Here is a 15564-nt window from a genome sequence, read left to right as displayed (position 1 = left end):
GGGAAGCGGGCTTTATAAGCGTATTGGTTTCCAGCGGCGCAGGTTCTGCTTCGTCGGGCCGAAGCGACCTGAGATCTCTAGCTATGATTTTTCGCGCCGCATAGCGCCGCCGTAAGGCGGGATGCGGGACCGACAGCCCCCGGCGAAGGGCGCCATATAACTCCGATGTGCGTCGCGGCTGCCCAATTGCAGACGCTTAGTGACAGCATGGCCAACGTCGTGAGTGGGCCGCAAGCGGAATGGCGCATTGCCGACTTCGCAACGAAGGATATCAGAAGTTCAAACTGCCTCGGTCGGTGCCGCCTGCTACTCTTGCTTCGCAGAGGCCGTTGACAACGCGTTCAAATGGGAACGCGATCCAGACAGAAAGCGGCGCCAGCCGCCGAATGACGAGATGTCGGAAGCGCCCAGCAAGCCCACGGATTCCACCAGGAAGCCTTTGGCGCTGCTGCCGTCGTCAAGCTCTATGTTGCCAATGCCCAGCGGCGGCGGGATGGCGGCCACGAAGTGGCCGAAGGCCTCGGCAGGCAGCCGCCAGACTTCGACATCGATCGCAGTGCCGCCGCTCTCCACACGGACCAGTCCGGGCTTGGGCGTGGCTTGGCCGGCGAGCTGGTAAAGCTTGTATGAAGAAGCCGTCCTCATCGCCCGGCAGAACCGGGCGCCGGCCTGCTTGAGCTGGCCATTGAGCGGCATTCCCGAGAGGTGAGCGCCGACCACCACCAATTCGATCGTGCCGTCTTCGGCCGACGCGCCGACAGGCTGCACGCTCGGCTGGCGCCAGCCGGTCGCGCCGAGGGTGAGACCGCTCGCGGCATGGAGATCGCGCGCGATGGACGCCACAAAGCCGTCCAGTCCGGCGGCCGCAAGCAGTGTCACGCTCATCGGCAGGCCGTCGTCGCGCGTGCCGGTCGGCACGGCGATGCCGCACATGTCGAGCAGGTTGACGAAATTTGTGTAGGTGCCGAGCCGGCTGTTGGTCTCGACCGGATCGGCGAGCACGGCGGCGGTGGTGTAATGCGTCGGCGCGGTCGGCACACAGAACAGGTCGACCGAGGCGATGAGCGGGGCGAGCTTGGCCCGGTAGGCCTGCAAGGCATAAAGGCCGCGGAAGGCGTCCGCCGCCGACAGCTTCCTGGCGCCGCCGATGATCCTGCTCGTCACCGGATGCATGGCGGCTTCGTTGGCTTCCATGAAATCGCGGATCGCGGCATAGCGCTCGGCCACCCAGGCGCCCTCATAGAGGAGGTTGGCGGTGGCGTAGAAGTCGCCGAACGGGATTTCGACCAGCCGGCAGCCGAGCCGCGACAGCATGGCGAGCGAGGCCTCGAAGCCGGCCTGCATCGCCGCATCGCCGAAGAATTTCCAGTCGGCTCTTGCCGGGATGCCGACGCTCGGCACAGGCGGGCGAGCGGCGAGCGGCCGGACGGCGATGTCGCGCGAATAAGGATCGGCCGCATCGCGCGCTGCCGCGACGCAGAACACTGCATAGACGTCGTCGACGGTCAGCGCGAACACCGACACGCAGTCGAGCGTGCGGCAGGCCGGAACGACGCCGCCCGTCGACAACGCGCCGACGGTCGGCTTCAGCCCGACGATGTTGTTGAGGCCGGCCGGGATGCGGCCGGAGCCGGCGGTGTCGGTGCCAAGCGCGAAGGAGACGATGCCGCGCGCCGTCGCCACCGCCGAGCCCGAGGAGGAGCCGCCCGGCACCAGCTCCGCGTCGATGGCGTTGCGCGGGATCGGCCAAGGCGTGCGCACACCAACGAGGCCGGTGGCGAACTGGTCGAGATTGGTCTTGCCCACGACCAGCGCGCCGGCCGCCTTGAGCCGTGCCACCACGGCGGCGTCCTTGTCGGGCCAGTAGGTGTATTGCGCGCAAGCCGCCGTCGTCGGCATGCCGGCGACGTCGATGTTGTCCTTGACGGCGAAGGGAATGCCCCACAGCGGTTTTGCCACCGGGTCGAACGGGCCGAGCGCTTCGGCCGCCGCAAGCAGATCCGCCCTGGCGGCGAGATGGATGAAGATGCCCGGATCGTCGGCAGCCTCGATGCGGGCATAAATCGCCGCGATCACATCGCCAACGCCGACACCTCCACGATAGGCGGCGCGCAGGCTCGCTATGTCGAAGTGGACATCGCTCATTTCGTCTCCCCCAGAATGATCACCGGCAGGTCCCATTGGATCAGCACGACACAGCCGTCCTTCGTCCACACCGAATGCTCGGTTCCGACCGGATTGAGGATCACGCTGCCGGCAGGATAGTCGCCGTTCTCGTCGCTCTGGGTGCCTTCCAGCACGACGATGGTCTCCAGGCCGGCATGGCGGTGGCGCGGCACGCCAGCGCCGGGCCGGTATTTCAGGATCGCGACGGACGGCTCGACCGGCCCGCCTTTCAGCAACCAGTGCACGCCGATGCCGTCGCGGAAAGGCTCAAACGCCAGATCGCGCCAGCCGCCGTCGAGCAGGCCGGCAAAGGCAAGATTAGGCATTGGCAATTCCCTCGAGCACCTGGTCGGTCGTCGCCGTCCAGCCGACGATGGCCCCCTGCGCCCTGATCATGGCGATCGCCGCCGCCTTGAACTCGGGAAAATAACTTTCCGTGGCGTCCTCGGCGAGCAGGCACTCATAGCCGCGATCATTGGCCTCGCGCATCGTCGTCTGCACGCAGACTTCGGTGGTGACGCCGGCAAAGACGAGCTGCTCGGCGCCGAGCCTTTTCAGGTCATCGCCGAAGGAGGTCGCATAGAAGGCGCCCTTGCCCGGCTTCTCGATGACGATCTCGCCGGGCAGCGGCGCAAGCTCGTCGAGGATCGCGGTGCCCGGCTCGCCGGCGATCAGCACGCGGCCCATCGGCCCGGCATCGCCGATACGAACCGACGGATTGCCGCGATTGCGCTTGGCCGGCGGCAGGTCGGAAAGGTCGGGCCGGTGGCACTCCATCGTGTGGATCACCGGAAGGCCGGCGGCGCGAAAGCCGTCGATCAACCGCTTCACCGTCGGCACGATCGCGGTCACCCGGCTGACGTCGTTGCCGAGGCTGGCGCCGAAGCCGCCGGGCTCGGCGAAGTCGCGTTGCATGTCGATGACGACCAGCGCCATGGTCCGCGGCTTGAAGGCGAACGGAAATGGCTGCGCTGCGATTTCCGCCATTAGTGATGTCCCGCCATGTGCTCGCCGATAGTCTGGACACTGGCCTGCGCAATCGGCGTCTCGTAGACCAGCGCACCGTCCGACATGACGAAGATGCGATCCGAGAGCTCGAGCAGTTCGTCAAGATCCTCCGACATCAGAAGCACGGCGGCACCGGCATTGCGCGCCTTCATGATGCGGGCGCGGATTTCGGCCACGGCCGAGAAGTCGAGGCCGAAGCACGGGTTGGAGACGATCAGAAGGTCGACCTTGCCGGTGAGCTCGCGGGCAAGCACGGCGCGCTGCACATTGCCGCCCGACAGCGAGGCGATCGGCGAGGCAAGCGATGCGGTCTTGACCTTGAACTGCTCGACCAGCCTGGCGCTGAATGCCCTGATGGCGCCGGCACTGATCCAGCTCACCGGTTTGCCGTTGGCGTCGATATCGAAGGTGCGGAAAGAAATGTTTTCGGCCACCGTCATTTTCGGCGCGCAGGCATTCTTCAGCGGCTCCTCGGGAATGAGCCGCACATTGAGAGCGCGCGCCTCGGCCCGCGTTGCCGCATAGGCGGTGCCGCGCACCATGACCTCGCCGGCATCGCGGGGGCGCTGCCCGGCCAGCACTTCGAGCAATTCCTTCTGGCCGTTGCCGGAAATGCCGGCGATGCCGACAATCTCGCCGGCACGCACGCCGAGATCCTCGATCCGGATCGACTTCAACCCGGTGCGGTCCGGCGCCTTCAGCGCCTTGACCTCGAGCACGATCTCGGCGTCCGGCCTGGGCTCGGCGCGGCTGTCGAGGACCGCGATCGGCTGGTCGCCGATCATCATCGCCGCCATGGCCTTGCGGTCGAGGTCGACGACGCGGCCAGTGCCGGTCAGCCTGCCCTTGCGCAGCACGCTGACGTCGTCGGCGAATGCCGTCACCTCGTGGAATTTGTGCGAGATCATCAGCACGGTCAGATCGCCAGCCCTGGTCATGGCGCGCACCAGGCCAAGCACTTCCTGCGCCTCGCCGGGAGTGAGCACGGAGGTCGGCTCGTCCAGCACGAGGAAGGAGCGGCCGAGATAAAGCTGCTTGATGATCTCCAGCTTCTGCTTCTCGCCGGCAGCGAGCTCGGCCACCTTGACGTCGAGCGGCAGCTTGAACGGCATTCGATCCATGAACGCGGCAAGCTCGCCGTGCTCCTTGCGCCAGTCGATCACGCCGGGAACCTTCTCACGCGAAATGACCAGATTCTCGGCGCCGGTGAGCGAGGGGACAAGCGTGAAATGCTGGTAGACCATGCCGAGGCCGAGCGCCGAGGCGTCCCTGGGGCTGGCGATCGCCACCTCGCGGCCGTCGACGAGGATGTCGCCGGCGGTCGGGTGATAAAAACCCATCATGCATTTGACCAGCGTCGACTTGCCGGCGCCGTTTTCGCCAAGCAGCGCGTGGAAAGATCCGGCCGGCACCTTGATGGAGACGTCGCCCAACGCCGTGAAGGCGCCGAAACGCATGGTCATGCCGATCGTCTCGACGCCGACGGCCTTGTTGCCGGTGATCGCGCTCATCCTGGTTTCCTTACGGCAGCTGGGCGACGAAGGACGCCGAGCTCGACACCGCGCCGAAGACGCCGCCCTGCATCTTGATCATCTTGATCGCGGCAAGATGATTGCCGTAGTCGGTCGCGCCGCAGCAGTCCTCCAGCATCACGCATTCGAAGCCGCGGTCGTTGGCCTCGCGCATGGTGGTGTGCACGCAGACATCGGTGGTGATGCCGGTGAGCACGATGTTTTTGATGCCGCGCTGGTTGAGGATCAGCTCCAGGTCGGTGGCGCAGAACGAGCCCTTGCCGGGCTTGTCGATGATCGGCTCGCCGTCGATCGGGTAGAGGTCGGGGATAATGTCCCAACCCGGCTCGCCGCGCACCAGGATGCGCCCGCAGGGGCCGGGGTCGCCAATGCCGGCATTGATGCGGCGCGAGCGCCAACGCTTGTTGGCGGGCAGGTCGGCGAGGTCGGGCCGGTGGCCCTCGCGGGTGTGGATAATGGTGTAGCCTTTCGCGCGCATGGCCGACAGCACGGACTTGATCGGCTCGATCGGCGCGCGAACCAGCGACAGGTCGTATCCCATATGATCGACATAGCCGCCCGGCCCGCAGAAATCGGTCTGCATGTCGATGACGATCAACGCCGTATTGTCGGGGCGAAGCTCGCCATTATAGGGCCATGGATACGGGTCGGCGTCGATATAGCGCTGGGTGATTTCGGCTCTGGCGTTCATGGCAAAAACTCTAGCTATTTGGTGATCGACAATTCGCCCGGCGCACCCGCCAGCGAGCGTGTCGGCGACGAGGTGGCGATCATGATGATGAGGGTGAGGATGTAGGGGGCGGCGTAGAACAAATAGTAGCCTTGCGTGACGCCGACCGACTGCAGCGCCGGTCCGAGCGCTCCGGCGCCGCCGAACAGAAGCGCGGCGGCAAAGCAGCCGATCGGATTCCAGCGCGCGAAGATGACCAGCGCCACCGCCATCAGCCCCTGACCGGACGAGATGCGCTCGGTCCAGCTGCCGGGATAGTAGAGCGATAGATAGGCGCCGCCGATGCCGGCCAGCGCGCCGCCGACGCCGGTGGCGATGAGGCGCACTGTGTTCGGGTTGAGGCCCATGGCGCGCGCGGCATCGGAACTGTCGCCGACGACGCGCACGATGAGGCCGGCGCGGGTATTGCGGAAGGCCCACCACAGGACCAGCGAAAGCACCGCACCGATCAGGAACAGGACGTTAACGTCGAGTGCCGCCTGCACCTGCGGAATGTCGGACCAGGCGCCGAAGGGAATGGCCGGAAGATTGGGCGCTTTCGGCTTGATGAACGGCTTGCCGAAGAAGAAGGCGAGCCCCGAGCCGAACAGCATCAGCGCGATGCCGATGGCGATGTCGTTGACTTTCGGGAATTTGCAGATCCAGCCATGGAACAGGCCGAAGCAAAGGCCGGCGGCCGCGGCGGCCAGCAGGCCGAGCCATGGCGAGCTGGTCATGACCGCGACCGCATATGCGGTCATGGCGCCGAAGACGAGCGTGCCTTCCAGCCCCAGATTGATGCGGCCGGAGCGCTCGGTGATGGCTTCGCCCAGCGAAACGAAGATGAAGGGCGTCGACACGCGGATCGCGCCGCCGAGGATGGCGAGCGGCACGCCCCAGAGGCCGATCCCGGTCGCATCCATCACGAGGCCCTCCGCCACAAATCGGGATCGAAGGCCTTGAAGCGGCCGTACAGGGTTTCGCTGAGCAGGATGACGATGAACAGCATGCCTTGCAGCACCAGCACGGTGGCGTCGGGCAGGTCCATGCGGCGCTGGATCAGCCCGCCGGATGCGTCGATGCCGCCAAGCAGGATGGCGACAGGGATGATGGCCAGCGGGTTGTGGCGGGCGAGGAAGGCGACGAGGATGCCGGTGTAGCCATAGCCGGCGGCGAGCGAGCCATTGGCGCTGCCTTGCACGGCTGCGACTTCCAGCATGCCGGCAAGACCGGCAAAGCCGCCCGCAAGCGCGGTAAAGCCGACGATGAGCGGTCCGACGGCCAGCCCCTGCACCTGCGCTGCCCTGACATTGCCGCCGGCAATGCGGGCGGCAAAGCCCCAGCGGGTCTTTTCGATCAGCACCCAGGAGAGCACGCAGGCGACGACGCCGACGGCAAGCCCCCAATGCACCTCCATGCCCGGAATGTTGCCGATGCGGTAGATGTCGGCGAGCGGCTGGGTCGAGGGCTTGTTGAGCGAGGCTGGGTCGCGCAGCGGCCCTTCCACCAGCTGGTTCATCAGGGCGATGGCGATGTAGGCCATCAGCAGGCTGGAAATGGTCTCGTTGACGGCCCGGTAGTGGCGGAGCGCGCCGACGGCACCGATCCAGATGCCGCCGGCGGCCAGGCCCGCCACGCCCATGGCAAGAATGACGATGAAGGAAGGCGCGCCGCTCAGCATCACGCCTATGGCAGCTGCGCTGACGCCACCGAGCACGATGGCGCCCTCGCCGCCGATGACGACGAGGCCGAGCCGCGCCGGCAGTGCCACGCACAGCGCCGCCAGCAGCAGCGGTGCGGCCCGCGACAGCGAATTCTGGATGGAGAACCACGAGCCGAAGCCGCCCCGCCACATGGTCTCGTAGAGCAGGACCGGCGACTTGCCGACCAGGGCAATGAACAGGCTGAACAGCGCCATGCCGACGACAAGGGCCGCGAGCGGAATGACGAAAGCCTCCGCCCGCCGCGCGATCCATTCCAGCGCCGCCGGATATCCCCTGGCGCCGAGCAGGGCCGGCGCCTCCGCACTGCTGACCGTATCGGTCATGGTCCCCGTCTCCGCTCGGCTTCAGGCGGTCGAGCCGACGACGCCCTCGACGAGATAGTCCATGCTTTCGAGCTCGATGGCGGTCTCGACGAAGGCCTGGCCCTCCGTCGCCACGACGGCGCCCTTGTTGCTCTTCAGCGGGCCCTTGATGACGGAGAAGCCGCCCTTCATCATTTCGGCCAGGGTGGCGTCGAATTGCTTGCGGGCCGGCTCGCCGACGGCGGGACCGAGCGGGCTCATCTTGACGAAGCCGTCGGCCAGTCCGCCGCGGGTGAAATTGGGCAGGGGGGTGCCGGCGATGAGATCGTCGACGAACATCTTGTAGACCTTGGCCCAGTTCCACTCGGCCCCGGTGAGGTATTTTTCCGGCGCCAGCGGGCTCTGGTTGGCGTGGTAGCCACAGACGAAGGCGCCGCGGCCCGCGGCCGTCTCGACCACCACTTTCGGGCTGTCGACGTGGCAGGTGATGACGTCGGCGCCCTGGTCGACCAGCGCGTTGGTGGCTTCCGCTTCCTTCACCGCCAGCGACCATTCGCCGGTGAAGATGACCTGGCAGGTGATCGACGGATCGACCGAGCGCGCGCCGAGCAGGAAGGAATTGATGTTGAGCAGCACCTGCGGAATGGGCTTGGCGGCGACGAATCCGAGCTTCTTCGACTTCGATGTGTGGCCGGCGACGACGCCGTTCAGGTACTGGCCCATGCCGATATAGCCGAAATAGGAGCCGGCATTCATCGGGTGCTTGGCCTTGTCCCACATGCCGCCGCAATGGCGAAACTGCACGTCGGGGAATTTCGCGCACATGGCCAGCATGTGCGGATCGAAATAGCCGAAGGAGGTTGGGAAGATCAGCGAAGCGCCGTCGAGGTTGATCATCGATTCCATCGTCTTCTGGACGTCGACCGTCTCGGGAACGTTTTCCTCCTCGACGACGGAGATGCCTTCGATGCCCTTCAGCGCGGCCGCCCCCTCGGCATGCGCTTGGTTGTAGCCATAGTCGTCCTTCAGGCCGACATAGATGAAGCCGACAGTGGCGGCGGCGGCGAAGGCACGGCTGATCGGAAAGGATGCCGAGGCGAGGCCGAGCGCGGCTCCCGCGGCGGAGGTCTTGAGCAGTTGGCGGCGGTTAAGCATGAATCTGTCGGTCATGGTGAATGCTCCCCTTTGGGACCCTTTTCCGGGTCGGTTAACATGCCGTCCAAGAAAGTGCATGCAACCGCCGTGCCAGTTTGTGTCTTGAAATTTATTCAATAAAATCAGCCACCAGCTCGAGCGCTTATGCCTATGCCGGAGGCAATTGCATGCACTTTTTGCCTCGAAAGTAGCCAGTTTGACAGGCAGATTAAAATAGAGGCATAGAGGGCATATCCGAGTTGGAGGGCCAATGAGTCGGCCGACTCCACGAGAAGACGCGACGGAGGGAAATTGTCGGGGAAGCGCAGCTTGATCAGGTCGGGCACGACCGTGGATCAGATGGTTCGGGCGATCGGCGACCGGATCGTCACCGGCTACCTGCGCCCGGGCGAAAAGCTGGACGAGACCGCGCTCGCCGCTCGCTTCGACGTATCACGCACCCCTGTCAGGGAGGCGCTCGGCCAGCTCAGCGCCATGGGCCTGGTCGAGAGGCGGCCCAACCGGGGCGCTATAGTCGCCGTCGTGACGCAGGAGCATCTCGCCTCGATGTTCGAGAGCATGGCCGAACTGGAAGCGATCTGCGCGCGCTTCTCGGCCGAGCGCATGACCAGCAGCGAGCGTCGCGGGCTCGAGATCGAGCACCAGGCTTCGGCGCGGATGGTGCAGCTGGGCGCCGAGGAGGACTATGAGTATTTCAACACCGAGTTCCATAGCCGGCTTTATCGTGGCGCCCACAATGCGCATATCCACGAACTCACCGTGATGACCCGCAGCCGGTTGGCACCCTTCCGCCGCGCCCAGTTCATGCTGCCCGGACGGCTGGCCAAATCCTGGCAGGAACACGACCTGATCGTCACCGCAATCATGCGCGGAGACAGCGTGGCTGCGGGCAAGGCCGCCAGGGACCATGTCTCTATCGTCAGTGAGGCGAGCGCGGTGTTCGCGGCTGACGATCGCAAGCCAAATCGGCGGGATGTGGCCTGAAAATTTCCGCACGGTCCGAAGAAGCGGTGCTGCTTCATTGACCAAGAATGCCCGCGACGGCCTTCAGCCGCGGGCATCGAGAGCGTTTTCGAGAAACCTGCAGTCAAATGTTGGCGAGCAATTCGTTGACGCGGCTTTCCATGCCGGCAAGCGCGGCATCGACGTCCTTCTGGCCGGTGATTGCAGCGCTCATCTCTTCGCCCACGATGTCCTGGATCGCGAACTGGCGCTGTACCGCAGACGGCAGCGGCCTGCCGAGATCGGCGACCGCGGCGATGGTGTTGCGATGCGGCAGTGCCTTGAAGGCGTCCGAGGCGATAATGGCCTTGTAGGCCGGCAGGTGGCCGGTGCGCGACCAATCGAAGTCATGGTCGGCGAAGAACTTCAGGAACTTGCCGATAGCCGCGGTCTGTTCGGGTGTGCGGTCCTTCTGCGAGACTGCCCAGGTGTGGCCATCGGCATATTGCGCGTGGGCGCCGGCAAATAGCTGCGGATACGGATAAACCGCATAGCCGCCCTTGTTAAGGGCCGTGCCCTTGGTTTCGGACTGCGCGTTGTTGTCGCCGACGACCCACGTGCCGTTGAGCTGCACGCCACCTCCACCGGCAAGGAAGGCGTTGATCGCGCCGCCGTAATCGAGGTCCTTGGTGGTGTAGTCCTTGTCGAAGATCGCCTTGTACATCTCGACGACCTTCTTGGCTTCCGGCGTGTTCAGCTTCACATGCTTTGGATCGGCGAAGAAGTCAGAATTCTGCTGGAAGAGATAGGTGTAGAGATTGCGCGTGTAGAGCGCGGTCTCGTTGGCCAGGTTCTGAACGAAGTAAGGCTTGCCGGTCTTCTGCTTGAACTGCTCGGCCTGGGCGAGCAGCTCCTCGGGCGACGTCGGAAGGATCGGCGTGCCGTCGGCATTGACGAGGCCAGCCTGTTTGAAGAGATCCATGTTGATGTGATAGAGCATGGTCCAGCTGTCGATCGGCAGGCCATAGATCTTGCCGTCCTTGGTGGCGCCGTTGCGCGCCGCGTCCGTGAAGGAATCGGGTGTGACGCCGACGGATTTCAACAGATCGTCAAGCGGCATCAACAGCCCCTTGGACTGGTAATCCGAAAGCGCGGATTCATGGATCGTGACGATGTCGGGAGCATCGCCCGAAGCAAACTGTGCGGTCAGCTGGTCATAGCCCGGCCATTCCACAGTGCTGACACTGACGTGGACATCGGGGTTGTCGGCGTTGAACTTGTTGATCAGCGAGGTGATGATGCCGCATTCGCCTACTGCCTTGGCGACATCGGTGTTGGTGCCGAAATCGGCATCGCAGGCACCGAAAAACCGCTGCACAGTCAATTCCGTCGCTGCAAGGCTCGGGCTTGCGAGCATCAGCACGCCCGCCGAGACCGCTGCAAACAGGACTTTCTTCATTTTCATATCAGTTCCTCCTCCTGAGTCTGCGCCACTCCACGCTGGACTGGCTTCATGCTTCAATCGCTGCGACGCCCGCCGTCAGGCCATCTCGTCATCGCACCGCGGCGCCCGAGACGGCCGTGACGATGTATTTCTGGAAAAACAGGTAGACGATCAGGATCGGCGCGCCTGCGAACACCGCCTGTGCCATCAAGAAGCCGATGCCTTCCGACTGGGCGAAATTGGTCTGCGTCGAGGCCATGCCGACCGTCAGCGTGTACATATCCTTCTTGGTTGCCGAGATCAGCGGCCACAAGTAGTCGTTCCACGCGCCGAGGAAGGTGAAGATGCCGAGTGTTGCCTGGGCGGGCACCGTGAGCGGCAAAAGAACCTTCCAGAACGTCCTGAACCGGCCGGCATTGTCCAGCATGGCGGCTTCATCCAGCTCCTTCGGGATGGCCTTGAAATACTGGGTCATCAGGAAGACGCCGAAAGAAGCCGACAGGCCCGGGAGAATGAGCCCGTGATAGGTGTTGTGGAAGTTCAGCATGCTGAAGATCTGATGGCGGGCGACAAGCACGGCCTGTTCCGGAACCGCCAGGCCGAAGAGGACGATCACGAACAGGATGTTTCGGCCAGGGAAATTCAGCCGTGCAAAGCCATAGCCGGCAAGCGATGACAGGATCAGCGTTCCGAGCGTCAATCCTCCGGAGACGATGATGCTGTTGAGCACCCAGACGAACACCGACGAGGTGCCGATGGTGTTGATGTAGTTCTTGAGCGTATAGGGCGCCTGAAACACCGAATTCGGATTTGCCATCAGCTCGGCATTTTCCTTGAGCGACAGGCCGATAACCCACAGGACCGGCGCGACCATGACCAGGGAAAGCAGGATGACCAGAGCCAGCAACACGCGGTCGCCGAATGCGCGTCCCTTGATGGAGATGGCTGGAGCCCTCATGCCTGACCTGCCTTGTTGCGCGTGACCAGGTACTGGGCCATGGCCGCCATCAGGATCAGGATGAACAGGACCTCCGAAGCCGCGGCGCCCATGCCGAGATCCCAGCGGCGGAACGCGGTGTCATAGATGTAGAGCACGATCGGCTTAGTCAGGTTGTTCGGACCGCCGCGTGTCATCAGCCAGGCCTGGCCGAACAGCTGGAACTGCAGCACGATCTGGACGATGACCACCAGGACGAAGGTGCGTTTGATCGACGGCAGCGTAATCGAGCGTAACGTCTGCCAGCGATTGGCATTGTCCAGGGCTGCCGCTTCGTAAATATCCTGCGGAATCTGCTGGAGGGCGGAGAGAAAGAGCATCATCGGCAGGCCGATGCACCACCAGACGGTGGCAATGGCGATGCCGATCATCGCCAGGCTGGGATCGGAAATGAAAGCCGGGGCGGTTGCGCCGAACCATCCGTAGATCGTCGACAGAAGGCCGACATTCGGAATGAACACGATGCGCCAGATCAGCGTGACGATCGTGACCGACAGCACGGAGGAAGAAAAGAACAGGGTCCGCAGCACCGCGGCGGTGCGCGTGCGGCGGTTGAGGCAAAGCGCGAGAAAAAGGCCGATCAGTGCCAGGGTCGGCACCGTCAGAAGCACGAAGTAGAAGGTATTCCAGACCGATTGCAGGAACACCTTGTCGTGAAACAGCCTGATATAGTTGCCGAAACCGACGAAATTTCCGGACGAGAACGTGTCAGCCTTGTGGAAGCTCAGCCACATTCCCCAGAACAGCGGGACCAGCAGGAGCGTCGTGAAGAAGAACAGGAACGGCGCGACGAAAATGAAGTTTCGCCATTGCGGCGCGTAGATATCGACGCTCGCGGCTCTGGCGCCGGCGGCCGGAAGCGCGGTGCGCGGGGTCGCCCGTCGGTCGTCCATGTCAGACCTCCCTCGCGTGCCAGGCGCGACCGGTCTCGCCGAACAGATGCGATTTCCGGCCATCGAAGGCGAGCCCGACCTTGTCGCCGACCGCAACGCGGCTGTTGCCAGCATCCGAGGCGACGATCTGCTGGCCGTCGCCAAGCCGGGCGTAGACCAAGGTGCGTTCGCCGAGCCGCTCAAGCACATCGACCACGCCATCGGCATTGCCCTGCCCGGCGGGAGCGATGCGCACGTCTTCCGAACGGATACCGAAAGTGTATTTGCCATCGGTCGTCTGGCCGGAAGCAATCTCGGTCTGAACCGCTATGCCGTCCGCAAACCTGGCCGTGGCATTCCGGCTCGACCTGTCGAGCGTCGCCTCGACAAAATTCATTGCCGGCGCGCCGACGAAGCCTGCGACGAATTTGGTCGCGGGGCGGTCGTAGATCTCCATGGGAGAGCCGATCTGCTCGATCTTGCGATTGTTCATGACGACAATACGGTCGGCGAGCGTCATGGCCTCAACCTGGTCGTGGGTGACGAAGATCATCGTCGATTGCAGGCGCTGGTGCAGTTGGGCAAGTTCGATGCGGGTACGGGTCCGCAATGCCGCATCGAGATTGGAGAGCGGCTCGTCGAACAGGAAGGCCTTTGGCTCCTTGACGATCGCACGGCCGATGGCGACGCGCTGCCGCTGGCCGCCGGAGAGCTGGCCCGGCTTGCGCTCGAGCAGGTGCTCCATCTCGAGGATGCGGGCGCTCTCCTTTATGCGCGCATCGATGACGTCGCGCGGCATGCCGATATTCTCAAGCCCGAATGCCATGTTGTCGCGCACGCTCATATGCGGATAAAGCGCATAGGACTGGAACACCATGGCAATGCCGCGCTTGCCCGGCGGCAGATGATCGATACGTTCGTTGTTGATGGCTATCTCGCCGGTATCGACAGTTTCGAGCCCCGCGATCATGCGCAGAAGCGTCGATTTCCCGCAGCCGGAGGGTCCGAGAAACACGATGAATTCGCGTGCCTTGATGGAGAGAGACAGATCATCCAGCACCGTCATGGCGCCGAAATGCTTGCTCACATTCCTGATCTCGATATCGGCCGTCACGTCGAGGCTCCTCCTCCTCAGCCCATGCACGACGATGCGCCTGAAGTCAGAGCTTCAGGCGGACCATCTGGTAGGAATAGGGCGGCAGCGGCAGGCTCAGTTTGCCGCCCACCACCGACGCGCCGGTCCCCTTCCTGGGACTGACATTGCTTGGGTTCTGCGCCGAATTGACGGCTTTCAGATCAGCATGCGCCATCAGCTGATGGTCAACGATCTCAGCCGCGCCGAAGCCCGCTATGTCGATCGCGGTTTCGATTTCCTCGCTCGAATGGCGATTGATGGCAAAGAAGGTGACATGTCCGGTTTCCGCGTCATGCACGCCGGCGACGTCGACATGGGAAACGTCGCCGGCAACGGTGGAGCTGTAGGTCGGGCTTTCCACCTTGAGATCCAGCGCATTGCCGCGGCCGTAGTTCGAGGCATAGAGATAAGGATAGAAGATCGTCTGACGCCATGCTGGGCCGTTGGGAACAGTCATGATCGGCGCGATGACGTTGACCAGTTGCGCCAGGCACGCGATCTTGACCACGTCGGAACGACGGATGAAGGTGTTGAGGATCAGGCCGACCTGCAGCACGTCCTCGAAATTGTAGATGTCTTCGAGCAATGGCGGAGCGAAGGGCCAGCCCTCATTGCCGCCAAGGATTTTCTTGTCCTGCTCCTTGGAATGGTACCAGACGTTCCATTCGTCGAACGAGATGTAGACCTGCTTCTTGGAGCGCTTCTTGGCCTTGATATAATCGATGACGCCGGCGACCGAGACAATGTAAGCGTCGAGCTTCTCGCTCATGGCTAGATAGTTTGGCGCGTCGTTGGCTTCATTGTCGAAATACATGTGCAGCGAGATGTAATCCACCTCGTTGTAAGTATGATCGAGAACGGTCGCTTCCCATTCCGGGTATGTCGGCATCTTGGCATTTGACGAGCCGCAGACCACGAGCTCGAGCGACTTGGAGAAGGCACGCATGGCCTTGGCGGTCTCGTGGGCCAGGCGGCCATACTCGTCGGCGGTCTTGTGGCCGATCTGCCAGGGGCCATCCATCTCGTTGCCAAGACACCAGAGCTTGACGTCAAAGGGCTCCTTGCGGCCGTTGGCGATGCGCTTGTCGCTCCACTCGCTGCCGCCGGGATGATTGGCGTATTCCAGAAGGTTGCGGGCTTCATCGAGCCCACGCGAGCCGAGATTGACGGCAAGCATCATCTCGGTGTTCGCCGAGGCGCACCAGTCGGCAAATTCATGCAGGCCGACTTCATTGCTTTCCGAAGTGTGCCAGGCAAGGTCAAGGCGCACCGGGCGCCCTCCCTTGGGGCCGACGCCATCTTCCCAATTGTAAGCGGATACGAAATTGCCGCCGGGATAGCGGACGATCGGAACTCTGAGCTCCCTGACGAGATCGATGACGTCCCGACGCATGCCATTGTCATCCGCCGTCGCATGGCCGGGCTCATAGATGCCGGTATAGACCGCCCGCCCAAGATGCTCGATGAAGGATCCATAGAGCCTAGGATCGATCTTCGAGACGATATAACGCGGATGCGCCGTGACGGCCGCCTTCATGCATTCCCTCCGAGAATATCATAAATGATGATTTAAATCAC

14 protein-coding genes are annotated in these 15564 nt (G+C 63.5%); 1 reads left to right on the top strand and 13 read right to left on the bottom strand.

All coding sequences use genetic code 11. The annotated features are described in order from the left end of the window. Positions 1–306 precede the first annotated feature (306 nt). From atzF to LB525_RS20775, 8 genes are read right to left on the bottom strand one after another with little or no spacing between them, the layout of a single operon-like run. Entirely contained in the window at positions 307–2145 is a 1839-nt protein-coding gene (gene atzF, locus LB525_RS20810) for an allophanate hydrolase (RefSeq protein ID WP_224546518.1), read from the bottom strand. Further along, complete coding sequence (locus LB525_RS20805; protein WP_224546516.1) at positions 2142–2492, bottom strand: cupin domain-containing protein; 351 nt, start codon at positions 2490–2492, stop codon at positions 2142–2144. Before LB525_RS20805 ends, atzF begins: the two co-directional genes overlap by 4 nt. Further along, positions 2485–3153, bottom strand: coding sequence for a cysteine hydrolase family protein (locus LB525_RS20800; protein ID WP_140655605.1), 669 nt, complete (start codon positions 3151–3153; stop codon positions 2485–2487). Before LB525_RS20800 ends, LB525_RS20805 begins: the two co-directional genes overlap by 8 nt. Then, positions 3153–4685 carry an ABC transporter ATP-binding protein gene (locus LB525_RS20795; protein WP_224546513.1) on the bottom strand — a complete coding sequence of 511 codons (1533 nt, stop codon included), beginning with the start codon at positions 4683–4685 and terminating at the stop codon, positions 3153–3155. The genes LB525_RS20800 and LB525_RS20795 overlap by 1 nt, the downstream gene beginning before the upstream one ends. A gap of 10 nt (positions 4686–4695) precedes the next feature. Further along, positions 4696–5397, bottom strand: coding sequence for a cysteine hydrolase family protein (locus tag LB525_RS20790; RefSeq protein WP_140843641.1), 702 nt, complete (start codon positions 5395–5397; stop codon positions 4696–4698). A 14-nt stretch (positions 5398–5411) separates the two neighbouring features. Then, positions 5412–6338, bottom strand: a complete 927-nt coding sequence (locus LB525_RS20785) for an ABC transporter permease (RefSeq protein WP_224546503.1) — start codon at positions 6336–6338, stop codon at positions 5412–5414. Then, the gene (locus tag LB525_RS20780) at positions 6338–7462 is read right to left on the bottom strand and encodes an ABC transporter permease (protein WP_224546500.1); all 1125 of its coding nucleotides are present in this window, start codon (positions 7460–7462) and stop codon (positions 6338–6340) included. Before LB525_RS20780 ends, LB525_RS20785 begins: the two co-directional genes overlap by 1 nt. Positions 7463–7483: 21 nt before the next feature. Then, positions 7484–8611 carry a BMP family ABC transporter substrate-binding protein gene (locus LB525_RS20775; protein ID WP_224546498.1) on the bottom strand — a complete coding sequence of 376 codons (1128 nt, stop codon included), beginning with the start codon at positions 8609–8611 and terminating at the stop codon, positions 7484–7486. Positions 8612–8935: 324 nt separating this feature from the next. Between LB525_RS20775 and LB525_RS20770 the strand changes: the two genes are divergently transcribed. After that, entirely contained in the window at positions 8936–9580 is a 645-nt protein-coding gene (locus tag LB525_RS20770; protein ID WP_224546653.1) for a GntR family transcriptional regulator, read from the top strand. Positions 9581–9683: 103 nt separating this feature from the next. Here LB525_RS20770 and LB525_RS20765 read toward each other — a convergent pair whose 3' ends face one another. From LB525_RS20765 to LB525_RS20745, 5 genes are all read right to left on the bottom strand, one after another. Then, a complete protein-coding gene (locus LB525_RS20765; RefSeq protein ID WP_411971036.1) occupies positions 9684–10997 on the bottom strand; it encodes an ABC transporter substrate-binding protein in 1314 nt (437 codons plus the stop codon). A 94-nt stretch (positions 10998–11091) separates the two neighbouring features. After that, positions 11092–11940, bottom strand: coding sequence for a carbohydrate ABC transporter permease (locus tag LB525_RS20760; RefSeq protein WP_224546494.1), 849 nt, complete (start codon positions 11938–11940; stop codon positions 11092–11094). Continuing rightward, positions 11937–12872, bottom strand: a complete 936-nt coding sequence (locus tag LB525_RS20755; protein WP_224546493.1) for a carbohydrate ABC transporter permease — start codon at positions 12870–12872, stop codon at positions 11937–11939. Before LB525_RS20755 ends, LB525_RS20760 begins: the two co-directional genes overlap by 4 nt. Position 12873: 1 nt before the next feature. Beyond that, positions 12874–13965: an ABC transporter ATP-binding protein gene (locus LB525_RS20750; protein ID WP_224546491.1), complete on the bottom strand. Its 1092-nt coding sequence runs from the start codon at positions 13963–13965 to the stop codon at positions 12874–12876. Positions 13966–14011: 46 nt separating this feature from the next. Continuing rightward, the gene (locus tag LB525_RS20745; protein ID WP_224546479.1) at positions 14012–15523 is read right to left on the bottom strand and encodes an alpha-N-arabinofuranosidase; all 1512 of its coding nucleotides are present in this window, start codon (positions 15521–15523) and stop codon (positions 14012–14014) included. Between the last annotated feature and the right edge of the window lie 41 nt (positions 15524–15564).

The organism is Mesorhizobium sp. CA16 (assembly GCF_020165175.1).
Taxonomy (GTDB): domain Bacteria; phylum Pseudomonadota; class Alphaproteobacteria; order Rhizobiales; family Rhizobiaceae; genus Mesorhizobium.
This window is presented reverse-complemented; position numbering and strand designations above follow the sequence as displayed.

Excerpts from the sequence above, each read along its gene's own strand:
- LB525_RS20745 (WP_224546479.1), bottom strand. The coding sequence starts at position 15,523 with ATGAAGGCGGCCGTCACGGCGCATCCGCGTTATATCGTCTCGAAGATC.
- LB525_RS20755 (WP_224546493.1), bottom strand. The coding sequence starts at position 12,872 with ATGGACGACCGACGGGCGACCCCGCGCACCGCGCTTCCGGCCGCCGGC.
- atzF (WP_224546518.1), bottom strand. The coding sequence starts at position 2,145 with ATGAGCGATGTCCACTTCGACATAGCGAGCCTGCGCGCCGCCTATCGT.
- LB525_RS20795 (WP_224546513.1), bottom strand. The coding sequence starts at position 4,685 with ATGAGCGCGATCACCGGCAACAAGGCCGTCGGCGTCGAGACGATCGGC.
- LB525_RS20800 (WP_140655605.1), bottom strand. The coding sequence starts at position 3,153 with ATGGCGGAAATCGCAGCGCAGCCATTTCCGTTCGCCTTCAAGCCGCGG.
- LB525_RS20770 (WP_224546653.1), top strand. The coding sequence starts at position 8,936 with ATGGTTCGGGCGATCGGCGACCGGATCGTCACCGGCTACCTGCGCCCG.
- LB525_RS20780 (WP_224546500.1), bottom strand. The coding sequence starts at position 7,462 with ATGACCGATACGGTCAGCAGTGCGGAGGCGCCGGCCCTGCTCGGCGCC.
- LB525_RS20785 (WP_224546503.1), bottom strand. The coding sequence starts at position 6,338 with ATGGATGCGACCGGGATCGGCCTCTGGGGCGTGCCGCTCGCCATCCTC.
- LB525_RS20760 (WP_224546494.1), bottom strand. The coding sequence starts at position 11,940 with ATGAGGGCTCCAGCCATCTCCATCAAGGGACGCGCATTCGGCGACCGC.
- LB525_RS20790 (WP_140843641.1), bottom strand. The coding sequence starts at position 5,397 with ATGAACGCCAGAGCCGAAATCACCCAGCGCTATATCGACGCCGACCCG.
- LB525_RS20805 (WP_224546516.1), bottom strand. The coding sequence starts at position 2,492 with ATGCCTAATCTTGCCTTTGCCGGCCTGCTCGACGGCGGCTGGCGCGAT.
- LB525_RS20765 (WP_411971036.1), bottom strand. The coding sequence starts at position 10,997 with ATGAAGAAAGTCCTGTTTGCAGCGGTCTCGGCGGGCGTGCTGATGCTC.
- LB525_RS20775 (WP_224546498.1), bottom strand. The coding sequence starts at position 8,611 with ATGACCGACAGATTCATGCTTAACCGCCGCCAACTGCTCAAGACCTCC.